This window comes from Bacillus sp. GM2 (assembly GCF_056155945.1).
Map to the genome: position 1 here is coordinate 1,421,110 of NZ_JBRKSZ010000008.1, position 14,980 is coordinate 1,436,089.

Here is a 14,980-nt window from a genome sequence, read left to right on the forward strand (position 1 = left end):
CGTGAACAACAACAGTGAACAAGTTTTGGATCAGAAAAGCCTGCCGCTTCGGGATTTAAGAATTTCTGTCACCGACCGCTGCAACTTAAGATGTACGTATTGCATGCCTGCCGAAATCTTTGGACAGGATTATCCGTTTTTGCCAAAAGGCGAACTGTTGTCCTTTGAAGAGCTTGAACGATTGGCCAAGCTGTTTGTTCATCAGTTCGGGGTGGAAAAAATCCGCCTCACCGGCGGGGAGCCGCTGATGAGAAAAGATATGCCGGAATTAGTCGGGAAGCTTGCGGAGATCAAAGGGATTCGCGATATTGCGATGACGACGAACGGCGTTCTGCTGCCGGTTTACGCTGACAAGCTGAAAAAAGCGGGGCTGAAACGGGTCACGGTCAGCCTGGATTCCCTGGATGACGAGCGTTTCAAAGCGATCAACGGCAGAGGCGTCTCCGTCAGCAAGGTGCTGGCCGGAATTGAAGCGGCGAAAGAGGCCGGACTCGGCGTCAAGATCAACATGGTCGTCCAAAAAGGGGTCAATGAAAAGGATATTTTGCCGATGGCCCGCTATTTTAAAGAAAAAGGCCATATTTTGCGGTTTATTGAGTTTATGGATGTCGGGAACACAAATGAATGGAACCGTCAGTCAGTGGTGACAAAAGCGGATATCATCCGGATCATCAATGAAGACATGCCGGTTGAACCGATCGACCCGAACTACAAAGGAGAAGTCGCCAAACGGTACGGATACCTGGACGGTTCAGGAGAAATCGGTTTTATCTCTTCTGTATCAGATGCTTTTTGCAGCACGTGCAACAGAGCAAGACTATCGGCGAAAGGCGAGCTTTTCACATGTCTTTTCGCATCGAGCGGGTTTGATTTAAGAACCCTGATCAGAAGCGGGCAGACCGACCAGGAGCTGGCAAAGGCGATCGGCACCGTCTGGCGGAATCGCGATGACCAGTATTCGCTCGACCGCGCTCTTGCAAAAGCGGCTCCGCGGAAAAAGGTTGAAATGTCCTATATAGGAGGATAATTGACTGCTTTGGAGAAAGCCGTCCATTGAAAAGATGGGCGGTTTTTTCATGCTTCGGAGACCGGATTGATTTGCATATTGACAGGTTTGATACGGGGGAAAAGCGGAAATTTTTTAAAAAACATGGGCTGAAACAGAAAGGATGATTGAATGTTCGGAATGCAGGATATTGTCAAATTCTTCTGGTGGTTCTTGATCGTTTTTCCCGCCGTGTCGGTGCTTCATGTCTTGGGCCACAGCGTCATGGCGGTGTTGTTCGGCGGAAAATCTTCGCTTGAAATCGGGATGTGCAAAAAATTGCTGAAATTCGGCCCCGTGCAAATCAGAAGTGTTTACTTTATGGATTCCTTTTGCAAATACGGGGATCTGAAATACGATAACCGTTTTACGAATGCGATGATTTATGCCGGCGGATCGCTGTTTAATTTAGCGTCTATTTTTATTGTCAATCTGCTGATTATCAAAGACATCATACCCGAAAATATTTTTTTCTACCAGTTTGTTTATTTTTCAACCTATTATGTATTTTTTGCTTTGATTCCCGTGAGATATTCCGAAAATCATCTTTCTGATGGAATGGCAATTTATAAAGTGCTGAGATATGGGGAGAAGTACGAGATTAATAATTGAGTATGCCGGCTGCGGGCACATCCCGGAGCCGGCGATTTTCAGACATGCATGATGTCTTCAGGCAGTTTCCTTAGCTTTCGAACGGATTCGATGAATGTTTCCAAAGGATCGCAGCCGCTAAAATATTGAAATGCTTCCCGATCCCCGTTGTTCATCACGACGAGGTGATCGCCTCCTGTTATCAGCCCTTTTTCGCGGCGGAACGAGGAGATGGTATCATAGCGGATGTCAAGGTGAAAAGGGGCGCCAAACAGAGAAGAATAAAACATGAGCCGCCTGTCAGTGGCCGCAAGCACGCCTCTGTAAGGAGTGTAACGTGCAGACAGTCTCGCGTTATACGCGCAAAGAATAATAGATCTGATTTCTTCATTCGGCTCAAGCCGGACATCCAAAGCTGCTTTTCCTTCTGCTATCTCTTTCATTGAAAAACACTCCTTTCATCAATCAATACGAAAGACCCTGTGAAAAAGTTCCAAAGTGAGACATGAGGGCGGGTTGAAAAAAATTTTATTTATTCTTACGATCATTAAGGATATGATAAGAGTTGACAAAAAACTTATCCTGTAACTATAATAATTACATCGGTGGTGAAAACTTATGGTGAACACCCGTCTTTCAGTGGCCATTCATATTTTATCTTTAATCGCCGCAAACCCGCGGGAATCTTCGGAAATGATCGCCGGGAGCGTCAATACGAACCCGGTTGTGATCAGGCGCATGATCAGCCAGCTCAAAAAAGGCGGTATTTTGACGTCGCGGCCGGGAGTGGCCGGGGCAACCCTGAAACGAGATCCTGAAGATATATCTCTGCTGGATATTTACCGCGCGGTTCAGCCGCAAGAGGAATTGTTTGCGATTCATGACAAGCCGAATCCAAACTGTCCGGTTGGAAGACAAATTCAAACAACGCTTGACCAAACGTTTCACAGCGTTCAGCAGGCGATGGAGAACGAATTGGCCAGCAAGTCTCTTAAAGACGTCTTAACTCATCTCTTTTAAATAAGAGATGATGTTTCATCATCAACATGTAACTGTTTTTGTTACAAATGAGGGAGTATTATCGGTGACACATGCACAATCATCACAGCAAAGCCTTATGAGCTTATGGTGGACATTCATGATCGTATGCGGTTTTCCTTACTGATGAGAATGAAAAGGGAAGGCTCACCCTTAAAACTGAATATCTACAAAGCTTGCTGCAGCCATATGATGCTAGCATATCGCTTGATATATCACCTTCGCTTAGCTGCTATGTTCTAGGTCGTCGGTGATATTTTGTTGTATCCCCAATTCAGGCATCGTTCAATTCCACTCTTCCTTTAAAATAGCGTAATAATATTCATCCCACCATTCATTGCCTTTGGGAATACATTTTTTAAAGAAGCCTTCTCTTCTCATTCCAATCTTCTCCATAACTCGGTATGACGGAATATTCTCAGGTTGACACGTAGCTATAATCCTATGTAAGTTCATTTCTTTAAATCCATATTTCAAGATCGCTTGTGCTGCTTCAGAAGCATACCCTTTATTTTGATATTTAGGATGAAACACCCACCCGATCTCATATGTATGTTCACCAAAATACTTATGAAAAACAATATGGCCTATAAGTAAATCTTCATCCATTCGTATGACAGGGAATTTTTCAGCGTTATTCCCTTTGTTTTTATTTACAAATGCTTTTGCATCTTCTTCAGTAAAAACGCCTTTCGGTATATACTTCATCACATTACTATTTGATGTATACTCATATACAGCTTGCCAATCTTTGAATTCAAACTCACGTATCAATAACCTTTCTGTTGTAATATGCATGAAACGAACCTCCCATCAAAAAACTTCTGCTTATCTTTATTTCGATATGAAGACAACAATAACCTCTTTAAAGCCGATCCCTATTCAACAATCTGGCAGAAAACTAGTACCTCAGCCTGTATCTTCAAGCAGACTTTTATATATGCTTTTAATTGGTCTCATCATCATCCTTGTTCTCATGTACTAATCGTTTAACTTTCCGCATCAGCCCGGCGGCATTTTTCAACCCGTAAGGAAAGAGAACAGGTTCATCTCAAAAAGGTCAGGAAAAATTGATCGTAACACCGCCGGACAGTTATGCAGACTATGTCATTGCAGTGGTGACGAAGCTGAAAAAGGCGAGCACATCAATGAGCGTTTCACCGTTGGCGGAGAAGCCGAATAATAAAAGCCTGTCTCGGTCAATTCCCGAGACAGGCTTTTGATCATCATTCGTAATAATAAGGATCGTATCCGCTGTGTAAATCGGTAAGAATACCTAAAAAGATCAGGAAGAAAAAGGCGACTATGCATAAAATGAAGATCACAATATTGGATAATAAGAAGAAAAATTGCCATTTCATAAACTTCACATAGTTATCAAGCAAGGCTTCATGCGGTTCTTGCGGCATGTCATCACTCATTTTCTGAGCGGCGTTTGCCGATTTTATAAGGTAGATCCCCGAAAAAATCATCAGCACACCTGGAGCGGCTCCGATGATAAGCAAAGAAATTCCGAAGAAGGCATAGATGCCTCCGCCGATAATCATAAAAACGCCGGTTATTTTTCCCCATTTTGCAATCGCATCGAGCGATTTTTTCATGCTGGCTGTCATTTCCAAAATAAGAAGTCACGCCTTCCCTGTAAATATAGTAATTTCTCTATAGTTATACACTAAGCAAAAAGATATTGAAATGATAAGTATTGATTTTTTATTATATTTTAAAGTGCACATTGGGCAGATGGCCGCACTGACAACATGATTCCCCAATAAAAGCGACTGTGTTATAGTAAATCGTAAGAAGCATATCAGCTATAAGTGATGTGAAATGCACCTTGCAAACTGGTATTTTGTGCCGGACCAGAACCCCGCAACCAATTTACCATATTGTTTTAGGGGCATTTTTATTTTTGTGATATGACTGGTGTTAAGAAAGGCGGTTTTTCTATGAAATCTTCTTATTTCTATCGTCTCTTGCAAGTCGATCATATAAGAAAGCCCGGCGATCTTCCGGATGAACAGCAGCTGGCAGACTCTTTCGTTTTGATCTTTCACTTGAAGGGTGAAGGGAGAATCGATATACAGGCATCAGGCAGGCCGCTTCAAAAAGAAACGCTGTATATTGTTCCGCCTTATGAAACGTTCGGAATCACAGCTTCGTCAGCTGAAATCAGCGGGTATCTCATCAGGCTGCAGCCCTACAGCTATGACGACCGCCGCCTGACGCTTGAAGCAGACACCGACCCTGACGCTTTTTCCGACCTTCAGATGATGAATGTCCATTCTGTCGGAAATCTGGCCTCCCGTCTTCAGGAACTTTCCGCCTTATGGCCGGCTTCTTCAGCGCTCCAGGAGCTGAAATGCCAAGCAGACCTGCAGCAGCTTTTGTACGATATCTATTCGGCTAAACTGACTCATCCCGAAAACACCGCATCAGCCATAGGAAAAACAAAGGAGTATATTGAAGAGCATTCAGATGCACACCTGACGCTTGATCAACTCGCGCAAATGGCTGGAATCAGCGCGAAGCATTACAGCGAAACGTTCAAAAAGCTGTACGGTCGAAGCGTGACAGAGTTTATCACTGAGACGCGGATGACGAAAGCGAAGCAGCTGATGGCGAAAGCAAGCTACAAGCTGAGGGAAATCTCAAGCCAAATCGGGTATCAGGATGAATTTTATTTCAGCAGGACATTTAAGAAGCATACCGGTTTATCCCCGACCGTTTATATGAAAAAAAGGCGCAGGAAACTGGCGGCCTACGGCCAGAATACGATCGGACAGCTGATACCGCTTCACCTCATTCCTTACGCCGCTTCCCTGCATCCGAAGTGGACATCGTATTACTATAAGCATTACGCGGCAGATATTCCGGTCCATCTTAGCGCTTACCGCTTTCACGAGCCGTGGGAAGAAAACCTGCGGACATTGTCATCGGCTGCCCCTGAGCTCATTATCAGCATGGACAGCGTGTCTCACAAGGAACGGGAACAACTCCAGTCGATCGCCGATGTCTTCTTTTTGCCTTCACAGGAACAATGGAGGAAGCATTTTATGCTGACCGCATCCCATTTGGATGAAGAAGCAGAGGCTCAGAAATGGCTGCTGTCTTACCAGCGTCTCACAGAGACCGCGAAAGAAACGCTTTATCCGATCTGCGGACGCCGAAGCTTTTTGTTTTTGCGCCTGCATAAACACGAGATTTATCTGGCGCATAACCGCTCTGTTCAAGATGTATTTTTCGGCGACCTTGGCTTTGAACCGGCTGTATCGCTGGAAGAACCGATTGACCGGTCCGTCTCTATCGAAACGATCGCGGCATATCAGCCGGATATCATCATGATTTTCATTTTTAAAGAGCCCGAGACGCTGGCATTCTACCGGGAGCTGCAGCAGTCGGCTGCATGGCAGGATTTGAAAGCTGTGCGGCATCACCGGGTGTATCAGGTGAATTCGGATCCTTGGCGGGAATATTCCGCATGCAGCCATGAACGAATCATTCGCCAGGCGGTTCGGCTGCTGTCCGGAAAAAATCCATTTTAATTGCCGGATATTATCCATGGTGTTCTCGAAGAGGCAACCCTATAATTTTAATTGATAATAGTTATCAATTAAATCAGGGGGTCTCAATCAGATGAGAAAGATATCAATATTTTTATTTATTCTCCTTCTCGCGTTTGGTGCAGCGGGATGCGGGAACAGCAAAGAAAAGGCGGGCGGCGATGGCAAGAGCTCAGCGTCAGCTGAGAAAAGCATCGAGTACCTCGATCATACATACAAGGTGAAGACCCCGGCCGAACAAATCGTCATTACGGGAAGCGTGGAATCGATGGAAGATGCCAAGCTTTTGGATGTTCACCCGGCCGGTGCCATTTCCTTCTCCGGAAAGTTCCCGGACCTGTTCAAGAGCATTACTGACAAAGCAGCTGCCGTCGGCGAAAAAACAGAACCGAACCTGGAGAAAATTCTTGAGCTTAAACCGGATGTCATCCTGGCTTCAACGAAATTTCCGGAAAAAGTGGTGAAAAAACTGGATAACATCGCGACGACGATTCCTGTTTCCCACGTTTCTTCAAACTGGAAAGACAATTTAAAGCTGCTGGCTGAACTGACAGGCAAAGAAGACAAAGCGAAGCAGATTATTTCGGATTATGAAGCAGACCTTAAGGAAGCAAAAACAAAGCTTGAGAAAACGGCAAAAGATACAAAAGCGCTCGTTGTCAGAATCAGACAAGGCAATGTCTTTATCTATCCGGAAGACGTATTCTTCAATTCCACATTATACGGCGAGCTGGGCTTCACAGCTCCAAAAGAAGTCAAGGCGCCAAAAGCCCAGGAGTTAGTATCTTTAGAAAAACTGAGCGAAATGAATCCGGACTATATGTTTGTTCAATTCTCTGACGATGAGAATGCTGACAAGCCGAATGCGTTGAAAGATCTAGAGAATAATCCAATTTGGAAAAGCATTTCTGCAGTGAAAAATGACCATGTATTTGTCAATGCTGTAGATCCGCTTGCCCAGGGCGGCACGGCATGGAGCAAGGTAGAATTTTTAAAGGCTGCAGCTGAGAAATTGGCGCAGAACAAATAGAAAAGGTTTCTTGAACGATGCATTCAAAGCATATGACCCGCATCATTATGATCTCTGCTCCGTTTGCCATACTGCTGTCCGTTTTTCTGTCGGTATGTTACGGTGCAAAACAGCTTGAGCCCGAAGTGATTTTTTCGGCGCTGCTGCATTTTGATCCGGGCAACACAGATCATCAAATCATTTGGCATTCCCGTTTTCCGCGCGCTGCCGGCGCTCTTTTAATCGGAGCGGCGCTGGCGGTGTCCGGCGCGCTTATGCAGGGCATCACCCGAAATTATTTAGCTTCCCCGTCGATTATGGGTGTTTCCGACGGATCAGCATTCGTGATCACGCTGCTGATGGTGTTGATTCCGGGTTCGACCTCCCTGGAGATGATGGGCTATTCGTTTATCGGATCAGCCGTTGGCGCCGGCCTCGTCTTCGGCCTCGCCTCGGTGATTCCAAACGGTTTTATGCCGGTTCAGCTTGCCATCATCGGGACGGTCACAAGCATGCTGCTCAGCAGTCTCTCAGCGGCGATGTCGATTTACTTTCAAATTTCCCAGGACGTCAGCTTCTGGTACAGCGCCAGGCTGCATCAATTGAATCCAGAGCTGCTGAAGTATGCTGTGCCGTTTTTTGTGATCGGCATCATTCTGGCGCTCTCTCTCAGCAAAAAAGTGACAGCTTTATCATTGGGAGATGACATTTCCGAAAGCCTCGGCCAGAAAAAGCAGGCCGTCAAATGGACAGCGATGGCAGCGGTCGTCGTTCTGACAGGCTGCTCCGTCGCCATGGCGGGAAAAATTGCTTTTGTCGGACTGATTGTACCGCATATTACGCGTTTTCTCGTCGGGGCGGATTACAGCCGGATGATTCCATGCTCCTGCGTTCTCGGCGGCATTTTTTTGACGCTGGCCGATCTTCTCAGCCGGCTGCTCAACTATCCGTTTGAGACACCGATTGAAGTCGTCACTTCGGTGATCGGCGTTCCTTTCTTCCTTTATTTGATCAAAAGAAAAGGGGGGGAGCAGCGTGCCTAAAAAGGTTGCAGTCATCTATGCTGTTTTTATTGTGCTGAATCTCACAATCTGTTATCTCAGCATAACAGTAGGATCGTTTGCCGCACATCCGGCTGAACTGTTATCAACATTGCTTCACATCAACCCGAATGAGCAATACGCCATTCTTCTGTTTGAACTGCGTCTTCCAAGGATTGTGACGGCAGCACTCGTGGGCCTTGGGCTCGGCATTGCCGGTTCCGTTATCCAGGCGATGACAAGGAACGGACTGGCTGACCCGGGAATTCTGGGGATTAATGCCGGTGCAGGTGCGGCAATCGTCGGCTACATGCTGATCTTTCAAGGCCAGACTGAAACGACAAGCCTGCTCGCTGCAATGGGGATGCCATTCTTCGGCTTGATCGGGGGCATTTTGGCGGCGATATTCATTTTTATGTTTGCCTGGCATGGCGGCAACTTGGATTCGGGCAGGATTATTCTCGTTGGAATCGCGATTAATTCGGGTTTCAGCGCTATTTCGCTGTACCTGTCATTGAAGATGAATCCAAATGACCACGAAATGGCCATGGTTTGGAAAAACGGAAGCATCTGGTCGGCGAATTGGACGTATATTCAAGCGGCACTGCCGTGGCTGCTGCTTCTCATTCCATTCCTGCTGACAAAGTCCGGCCTGCTCGATACCATTCGCTTTCATGAAGATACGGTGAAGAGTCTCGGCGTATCCGCCAATGTTGAAAAAGTGGTGCTGCTGACGGCTTGTGTCGGCATCATCAGCGCCTGTGTGGCTATCTCGGGGAGCATGGCATTTGTCGGCCTGATTGCTCCGCACATCTCGCGGAGGCTCGTCGGCGTTCTGCACCGCCACTCATTGCTGTTAAGCGGATTGATCGGGATGTTTCTCGTATTGTGCGCCGATTTTGCCGGAAAGCTGCTGTTCCAGCCGTCCGAAGTGCCGGCGGGTATCATCCTCGCCATTTTCGGTGTGCCCTATTTCTTATTTTTACTGTTTAAACAAAAAAAGACGGTTCATTAGACTGTTTTTAGCTCAATCAAAGAGGGGAAGGGAGAATCACATGGCTCAAGAAAAACTTCAGCAGTCTGTCAATGCTGCTGAATGTATTCCGGTGGCGATACCGGGGACAGAACAGCGGTGCATGCGTTCACCGGATGGGAGCCGCACATACCGGATTTTTATTGCGAAACCATTTGGGGAACCGCCGCCCGCAGGATATCCCGTGATTTATCTGCTTGACGCCAATTCCGTGTTTGGAACAATGGTGGAGGCATTGCGGATGCAGTCGCGTCGTCCCGATAAAACCGGCGTCGTGCCGGCCGTTATCGTCGGCATCGGCTATGAAACCGACGCTCCCTTTGACCGGGGGCGGTATTACGATTTTACTCTGCCGGATTCGGGCGCTGAGCTGCCCAGGAGACCCGATGGAGCGGACTGGCCGGAGCCGGGCGGGGCGAAAGCTTTTCTGTCCTTCATCGAACAGCAGTTAAAGCCGGAGATCGAACAGGAATTCACGATTGATGTGAAAAGGCAGGCAATTTTCGGTCATTCCCTTGGCGGACTTTTTGTTCTGCAGACCCTGTTTACAAAACCGGCCCTGTTTCAGACATATATCGCCGGAAGTCCGTCCATCCATTGGCATCCGTCCTTTTTTGATGAAGAGCATGACTTTATTTCGAAGCTGCAGGAAACGGATGACGATGTAAAGGTATTGCTCGGGGCCGGAGAGCTTGAAAAGACGCATAAAAGCGGGATGAACGACAATGCAAAAAGGCTGGCCGCCCGCTTGGCCGCCTTGGAAAAGCAGGGGATTCGCGCGGAGTACCATGAATTTAAAGGGGAAGGTCATATATCGGTTCTGCCTGTGTTAATCAGCAGAGCGCTCCAGTTTGCCTTCAAGCCTGATTGACAGCGGGGCGCTTCCGGCGCCCCGAGCTTTAAGAAAAGATAAGAATGGATAACAGATAATATACCATGAGCATTGATACGGATAAACAATCGAAAACGATTTGACCGTTTGCATTTATTGGTATATTATATTTTTAAACGATAATGATTATCATTATCAATTAAGAATTTAGCTGGCAGTGACTCTTTAAGACTTGGGAGCTGCCATTTTTAAGAAAGGAAATGATAAGAGTGAAAGGCAAGGTTGCTTTGGTGACTGGGGCTTCGCAAGGAATCGGTAAAGAAGTGGCTCTGTCGCTTGCTGAACGCGGGGTGTTTGTTGCCGCAGCTGATCAAAATCGAAAAGGGCTGCTTGAACTTGAACGAAAAGATCTGCAGTGTTCCGGTTTTGCCGCGGATGTGGGCGACAGTGCCGCCGTCGAGCAGCTTGTGGACCATGTTGAACGCGAGATCGGTCCGATAGACATGCTTGTCAATGTAGCCGGCGTGCTCAGAACGGGTTTGATCCATTCATTGAGTGATGAAGATTGGGAAAAGACGTTCAGCGTCAACTCCACCGGAGTTTTTAACGTATCACGTGCCGTCGCCCGCCGTATGATTCCGCGCAGAACTGGAGCGATCGTCACTGTCGGATCAAATGCGGCGGCAGTGCCGCGGATGCATATGGCTGCCTACGCGGCCTCTAAGGCGGCCGCTTTAATGTTTACGAAATGTCTCGGTCTTGAACTTGCCGAGCACAACATCCGCTGCAATATCGTATCGCCCGGATCAACCGATACGCCGATACAGCGGTCGCTATGGCAGGGTGAGGAAGCTGCGCAAGGCGTAATTGAAGGATCACTTGAAACATTCAAAACGGGAATCCCGCTCGGGAAATTGGCTTCGCCGGCTGATATTGCAGATGCTGTAGCATTTTTGCTGTCTGACGGGGCTCGCCATATTACGATGCACGATTTGCGCGTCGATGGCGGGGCAACGCTTGGAGCCTGATTCAATCTAAAGGAGGTTTTAATGATGATAGAACGTCATGTCGTGTCAGAAGCGCTTGCGGATCAGTTGTTAAAGGAATATCAGGCCGGTGCTTCATTCTTTTTCTCTTCCCCTGAGCGGACCATTCTGGCGGAAGGTGTTTTGGCTTCTGTTTCTCAAACAGAAGAGCAAAGCCTTGCTCAGCGGGCTGCGGAAGTTCTGAAAAAAGCGAGGGAGAACGGGCAGAAAAATCCGATGGTGGTCGGAGCTGTGCCGTTTGACGATGCAAAGCCGGCGCAGTTAACCGTGCCGGTCGAAGCGTGGCATGCGGGGCCGCTGACATGTGAAGAAGACGGTAAAGAGGAGCCTGAACCTGCCCTGTACCCCTATGATATCGAGCAGATTCCAAGCCCGGAAGCGTATATGACCGGGGTCAGACGAGGATTGGCAGGTATAGCAGCAGGAGAATACAGCAAGATCGTCCTTTCCCGGTCATTGCAGCTGACCTCACCGATTAAAGTCGATATCGGTCAATTGCTGCGAAATCTTGCCCGCCGCAATACAAGCGGGTACAACTTTGCCGTTGACTTAACCGGACAGTCACCGGAAGCGCCTCGTACCACTTTGATAGGCGCAAGTCCTGAGCTGCTTGTATCACGGTCCGGGTTCCGCGTTACGGCAAATCCTTTAGCAGGTTCAAGACCTCGAAGCGATGATCCTGAAGAAGATCGAAGAAGGGCGGCTGAACTGCTTGCTTCTCCTAAAGACCGTCACGAACATGGGGTCGTAGTCGAAGCGGTTGCTTCCGCGCTCAGGCCGTTTTGCCAAAAGCTGGAGGTGCCGGAACCATCACTCATCAGCACGCCGACGATGTGGCATCTTTCAACTGAATTGAAGGGAGAGCTTACAGATCTTTCTGTATCATCATTAGAGCTCGCCGCCGCCCTTCATCCGACGCCTGCTGTTTGCGGCACGCCGACGAATGCGGCGAAAGAAGCGATTAAACAGATTGAGCCGTTTGACCGCGGATTTTTCACAGGTATGGTCGGCTGGTGTGACGCGGACGGTGACGGTGAATGGGTCGTAACGATTCGCTGTGCTGAGGCGGAGGAACACGCGCTGCGGCTGTACGCAGGCGCCGGAATTGTCGCCGGATCGAAGCCTGAAGAAGAACTTGCCGAAACGTCTGCAAAGTTTCGGACAATGCTTCTTGCGATGGGAATGAACAGTGAATAACGGAGGGATAAAGGATGTTGAAAGGGTGCCCAACATGGCCGAAGGAGTTTGCGGATAAATATCGGAAGGAGGGATGCTGGCGAGGCGAAACATTTGGAGGAATGCTGAGGGAACGGGCCGAAAAACACGGCAGCCGCATTGCCCTTACATACGGAGATACCCATTTAAGTTATCGAGAGTTAGACAAGAGAGCCGACTCTTTGGCTGGCGGTCTTTTAAAGCTTGGGATCAAAAAAAATGACCGCGTCGTTGTCCAGCTGCCGAATGTCATCGAGTTTTTTGAAGTTTGCTTTGCGCTCTTCCGAATCGGAGCTCTGCCTGTCTTTGCGCTTCCATCGCACAGACATAGCGAGATCACTTATTTTTGCGAGTTTTCTGAAGCTGCTGCTTATGTGATTCCCGATCATCACGCAAAGTTTGACTACCGCAAGCTGGCGAGACAGGTAAAGGGAAAGCTGCGGGGGCTTCGTCATGTCATTGTCGCCGGCGAATCGGAGGAGTTTGAAGCGCTGTCGGGCCTTTATGATCAGCCTGCCCCTCCGCAGAACGTCCATTCAGAAGATGTCGCTTTTCTTCAGTTGTCAGGGGGAAGCACAGGTCTGTCCAAGCTGATCCCGAGGACGCATGATGATTATATATACAGCTTGAGGGTCAGCGCAGAGGTTTGCAGGCTTGATCACAACAGCGTGTATCTTGCCGCTCTCCCAATCGCTCACAATTATCCGCTCAGTTCGCCGGGAGTGCTCGGTACACTCTATGCGGGAGGCCGAGTCGTTCTTGCGTCAGGAGGCAGCCCGGATGAAACCTTTCCTCTGATCGAAAAGGAGAAGGTAACGATCACGGGTCTCGTACCGCCGCTTGCGCTAATCTGGCTTGACGCTGCTCCGGCGCGCCGTGACGACTTGTCAAGCCTCCAGGTCCTTCAAGTCGGCGGGGCGAAATTCAGTGCCGAAGCCGCCAGACGCGTCACATCAGTGTTTGGCTGCAAACTGCAGCAGGTTTATGGCATGGCGGAAGGTCTGGTCAACTATACCAGACTTGATGATCCTGAAGACACGATCGTTCATACACAAGGCAGACCGATGTCTCCGTTTGACGAGATTAAAATTGTGGATAAAGAAGGACGCGAACTTGGACCCGGACAGACCGGGGAGCTTCTGACAAGAGGTCCTTATACGATCCGCGGCTATTACAAAGCTGAGGAGCACAATGCCAAAGCGTTCACTGAAGACGGGTTTTACCGTACGGGCGACTTGGTCAAAGTCAATTCATCAGGCTATTTGATTGTTGAAGGTCGAGCCAAAGACCAGATCAACAGAGGCGGGGAGAAGGTTGCCGCGGAAGAAGTGGAAAACCACCTGCTCGCACATCCCGCAGTGCTCGATGCGGCGGTTGTCTCGATGCCGGATCAATTTCTCGGCGAAAGAACGTGTGCGTATGTTATCCCCCGCGGCGCTGCACCTGCTCAGGCTGAATTGCAATCGTTTTTAAGAGAAAGGGGCCTTGCAGCCTACAAAATACCCGACCGGGTGGAAATGGTTGAAGCATTCCCGCAGACAGGCGTAGGAAAAGTCAGCAAAAAAGAACTGCGTACAGCGATTGCTGAAAAAATGTCTGCAGCTAAGAATATCACGTGATAAAAAAATGAGAGGATGTGATTTGATGGCCATTCCTGCCATCTTACCGTACCAAATGCCAGAAGCATCAAATATGCCGAAAAACAAGGTGTCATGGACTCCTCATCCGAAGCGCGCTGCACTTCTCATCCATGACATGCAGCAATATTTTCTCAACGCTTACCGTTCCGGCGAGTCTCCGGTAACAGATCTGATGGCTAATATTAAGAAGCTTCGGAAGCGATGTGCCGAGCTTGGCATCCCGGTTATTTTCACGGCTCAGCCAGGCGCTCAGACACCGGAAGAACGGGGGCTTCTCCAAGACTTTTGGGGACCCGGAATCGGTCCTGATCCCGATGAGCAGAAGATCGTAGATGAGCTGAAGCCGAATGAAGGCGACATCGTTCTGACCAAGTGGAGGTACAATGCGTTCAGAAAAACCAATCTTTTAGGTGTGCTGGAGGAGCAAGGTCGGGATCAGCTCATCATCACCGGCATCTATGCCCATATCGGCTGCCTGATGACGGCATGTGATGCGTTTATGCAAGATATTGAAACGTTTTTTGTCGCCGATGCGGTGGCGGATTTCTCATTAAAGCATCATGAAATGGCCATCACATACGCAGCTGACCGCTGCAGCGTCACAATCACTGCGGAACAGCTTTTGAGCCGGCTGAAAGATGACGCAAGCCATGAACACGCAAAAGAAAGCTCTCATGCACTGACAAAACAGATCATTCGCGAACAGGTCGCATCGCTTCTCCTTGAATCACCGGAAAAGATAAGCGACAGCGAAAATTTGATTTACAGGGGACTTGATTCCGTAAGAATCATGAGTCTCGCGGAGCGCTGGCGCCGAGCGGGGCGGGAGGTGTCATTTGTGGAGCTTGCGGAGGACCCTTCGATTGAAAACTGGTGGAGACTGTTGTCCTCCTCTAAAGAAGCACCCTTGCCAAATGCAGACTATCAATGA

At 48.4% G+C, this 14,980-nt stretch carries 16 protein-coding genes and 1 pseudogene; 14 read left to right on the forward strand and 3 right to left on the reverse strand.

What is annotated here, in order from left to right:
- Position 1: 1 nt before the first annotated feature.
- Entirely contained in the window at positions 2-1,027 is a 1,026-nt protein-coding gene (moaA, locus tag ACVC9U_RS21790; RefSeq protein WP_441391517.1) for a GTP 3',8-cyclase MoaA, read from the forward strand.
- A 150-nt stretch (positions 1,028-1,177) separates the two neighbouring features.
- Positions 1,178-1,657, forward strand: a complete 480-nt coding sequence (locus ACVC9U_RS21795; RefSeq protein ID WP_441391518.1) for a hypothetical protein — start codon at positions 1,178-1,180, stop codon at positions 1,655-1,657.
- A 38-nt stretch (positions 1,658-1,695) separates the two neighbouring features.
- Here ACVC9U_RS21795 and ACVC9U_RS21800 read toward each other — a convergent pair whose 3' ends face one another.
- Positions 1,696-2,079: a GRAM domain-containing protein gene (locus ACVC9U_RS21800; protein ID WP_234025515.1), complete on the reverse strand. Its 384-nt coding sequence runs from the start codon at positions 2,077-2,079 to the stop codon at positions 1,696-1,698.
- Between the two features lie 175 nt (positions 2,080-2,254).
- Here ACVC9U_RS21800 and ACVC9U_RS21805 point away from each other — a divergent pair, with 175 nt between their 5' ends.
- A complete protein-coding gene (locus tag ACVC9U_RS21805) occupies positions 2,255-2,656 on the forward strand; it encodes an Rrf2 family transcriptional regulator (RefSeq protein ID WP_020453242.1) in 402 nt (133 codons plus the stop codon).
- Positions 2,657-2,725: 69 nt separating this feature from the next.
- A pseudogene (locus ACVC9U_RS21810) lies at positions 2,726-2,871 on the forward strand (SOS response-associated peptidase family protein); the annotation flags it as partial.
- Positions 2,872-2,959: 88 nt separating this feature from the next.
- Here ACVC9U_RS21810 and ACVC9U_RS21815 read toward each other — a convergent pair.
- Positions 2,960-3,472 carry a GNAT family N-acetyltransferase gene (locus ACVC9U_RS21815; protein ID WP_441391519.1) on the reverse strand — a complete coding sequence of 171 codons (513 nt, stop codon included), beginning with the start codon at positions 3,470-3,472 and terminating at the stop codon, positions 2,960-2,962.
- 272 nt (positions 3,473-3,744) lie between these two features.
- Here ACVC9U_RS21815 and ACVC9U_RS21820 point away from each other — a divergent pair, with 272 nt between their 5' ends.
- Entirely contained in the window at positions 3,745-3,897 is a 153-nt protein-coding gene (locus ACVC9U_RS21820; protein WP_441391520.1) for a hypothetical protein, read from the forward strand.
- A 3-nt stretch (positions 3,898-3,900) separates the two neighbouring features.
- Here the strand turns inward: ACVC9U_RS21820 and ACVC9U_RS21825 are convergent, their stop codons facing one another.
- Positions 3,901-4,287: a DUF5362 family protein gene (locus ACVC9U_RS21825; RefSeq protein ID WP_228119653.1), complete on the reverse strand. Its 387-nt coding sequence runs from the start codon at positions 4,285-4,287 to the stop codon at positions 3,901-3,903.
- Positions 4,288-4,620: 333 nt separating this feature from the next.
- Here ACVC9U_RS21825 and btr point away from each other — a divergent pair, with 333 nt between their 5' ends.
- From btr to ACVC9U_RS21870, 9 genes are all read left to right on the forward strand, one after another.
- Positions 4,621-6,216, forward strand: coding sequence for a bacillibactin transport transcriptional regulator Btr (gene btr, locus ACVC9U_RS21830; RefSeq protein WP_441391521.1), 1,596 nt, complete (start codon positions 4,621-4,623; stop codon positions 6,214-6,216).
- A 91-nt stretch (positions 6,217-6,307) separates the two neighbouring features.
- Positions 6,308-7,264: an iron-hydroxamate ABC transporter substrate-binding protein gene (locus ACVC9U_RS21835; RefSeq protein ID WP_441391522.1), complete on the forward strand. Its 957-nt coding sequence runs from the start codon at positions 6,308-6,310 to the stop codon at positions 7,262-7,264.
- A gap of 17 nt (positions 7,265-7,281) precedes the next feature.
- Entirely contained in the window at positions 7,282-8,286 is a 1,005-nt protein-coding gene (locus ACVC9U_RS21840) for a FecCD family ABC transporter permease (RefSeq protein WP_441391523.1), read from the forward strand.
- The gene (locus ACVC9U_RS21845) at positions 8,279-9,298 is read left to right on the forward strand and encodes a FecCD family ABC transporter permease (RefSeq protein ID WP_441391524.1); all 1,020 of its coding nucleotides are present in this window, start codon (positions 8,279-8,281) and stop codon (positions 9,296-9,298) included. Before ACVC9U_RS21840 ends, ACVC9U_RS21845 begins: the two co-directional genes overlap by 8 nt.
- A gap of 40 nt (positions 9,299-9,338) precedes the next feature.
- Positions 9,339-10,187: an alpha/beta hydrolase gene (locus ACVC9U_RS21850; RefSeq protein WP_441391525.1), complete on the forward strand. Its 849-nt coding sequence runs from the start codon at positions 9,339-9,341 to the stop codon at positions 10,185-10,187.
- 221 nt (positions 10,188-10,408) lie between these two features.
- The gene (locus tag ACVC9U_RS21855) at positions 10,409-11,176 is read left to right on the forward strand and encodes a 2,3-dihydro-2,3-dihydroxybenzoate dehydrogenase (protein ID WP_441391526.1); all 768 of its coding nucleotides are present in this window, start codon (positions 10,409-10,411) and stop codon (positions 11,174-11,176) included.
- A gap of 24 nt (positions 11,177-11,200) precedes the next feature.
- Positions 11,201-12,391 (forward strand): isochorismate synthase DhbC, encoded by a 1,191-nt coding sequence (dhbC, locus tag ACVC9U_RS21860; protein ID WP_441391527.1) that lies wholly within the window; start codon positions 11,201-11,203, stop codon positions 12,389-12,391.
- Between the two features lie 14 nt (positions 12,392-12,405).
- On the forward strand, positions 12,406-14,028 hold the full coding sequence (locus ACVC9U_RS21865; RefSeq protein ID WP_441391528.1) for a (2,3-dihydroxybenzoyl)adenylate synthase: 1,623 nt from the start codon (positions 12,406-12,408) through the stop codon (positions 14,026-14,028).
- Between the two features lie 25 nt (positions 14,029-14,053).
- Positions 14,054-14,980, forward strand: a complete 927-nt coding sequence (locus ACVC9U_RS21870; protein ID WP_441391529.1) for an isochorismatase family protein — start codon at positions 14,054-14,056, stop codon at positions 14,978-14,980.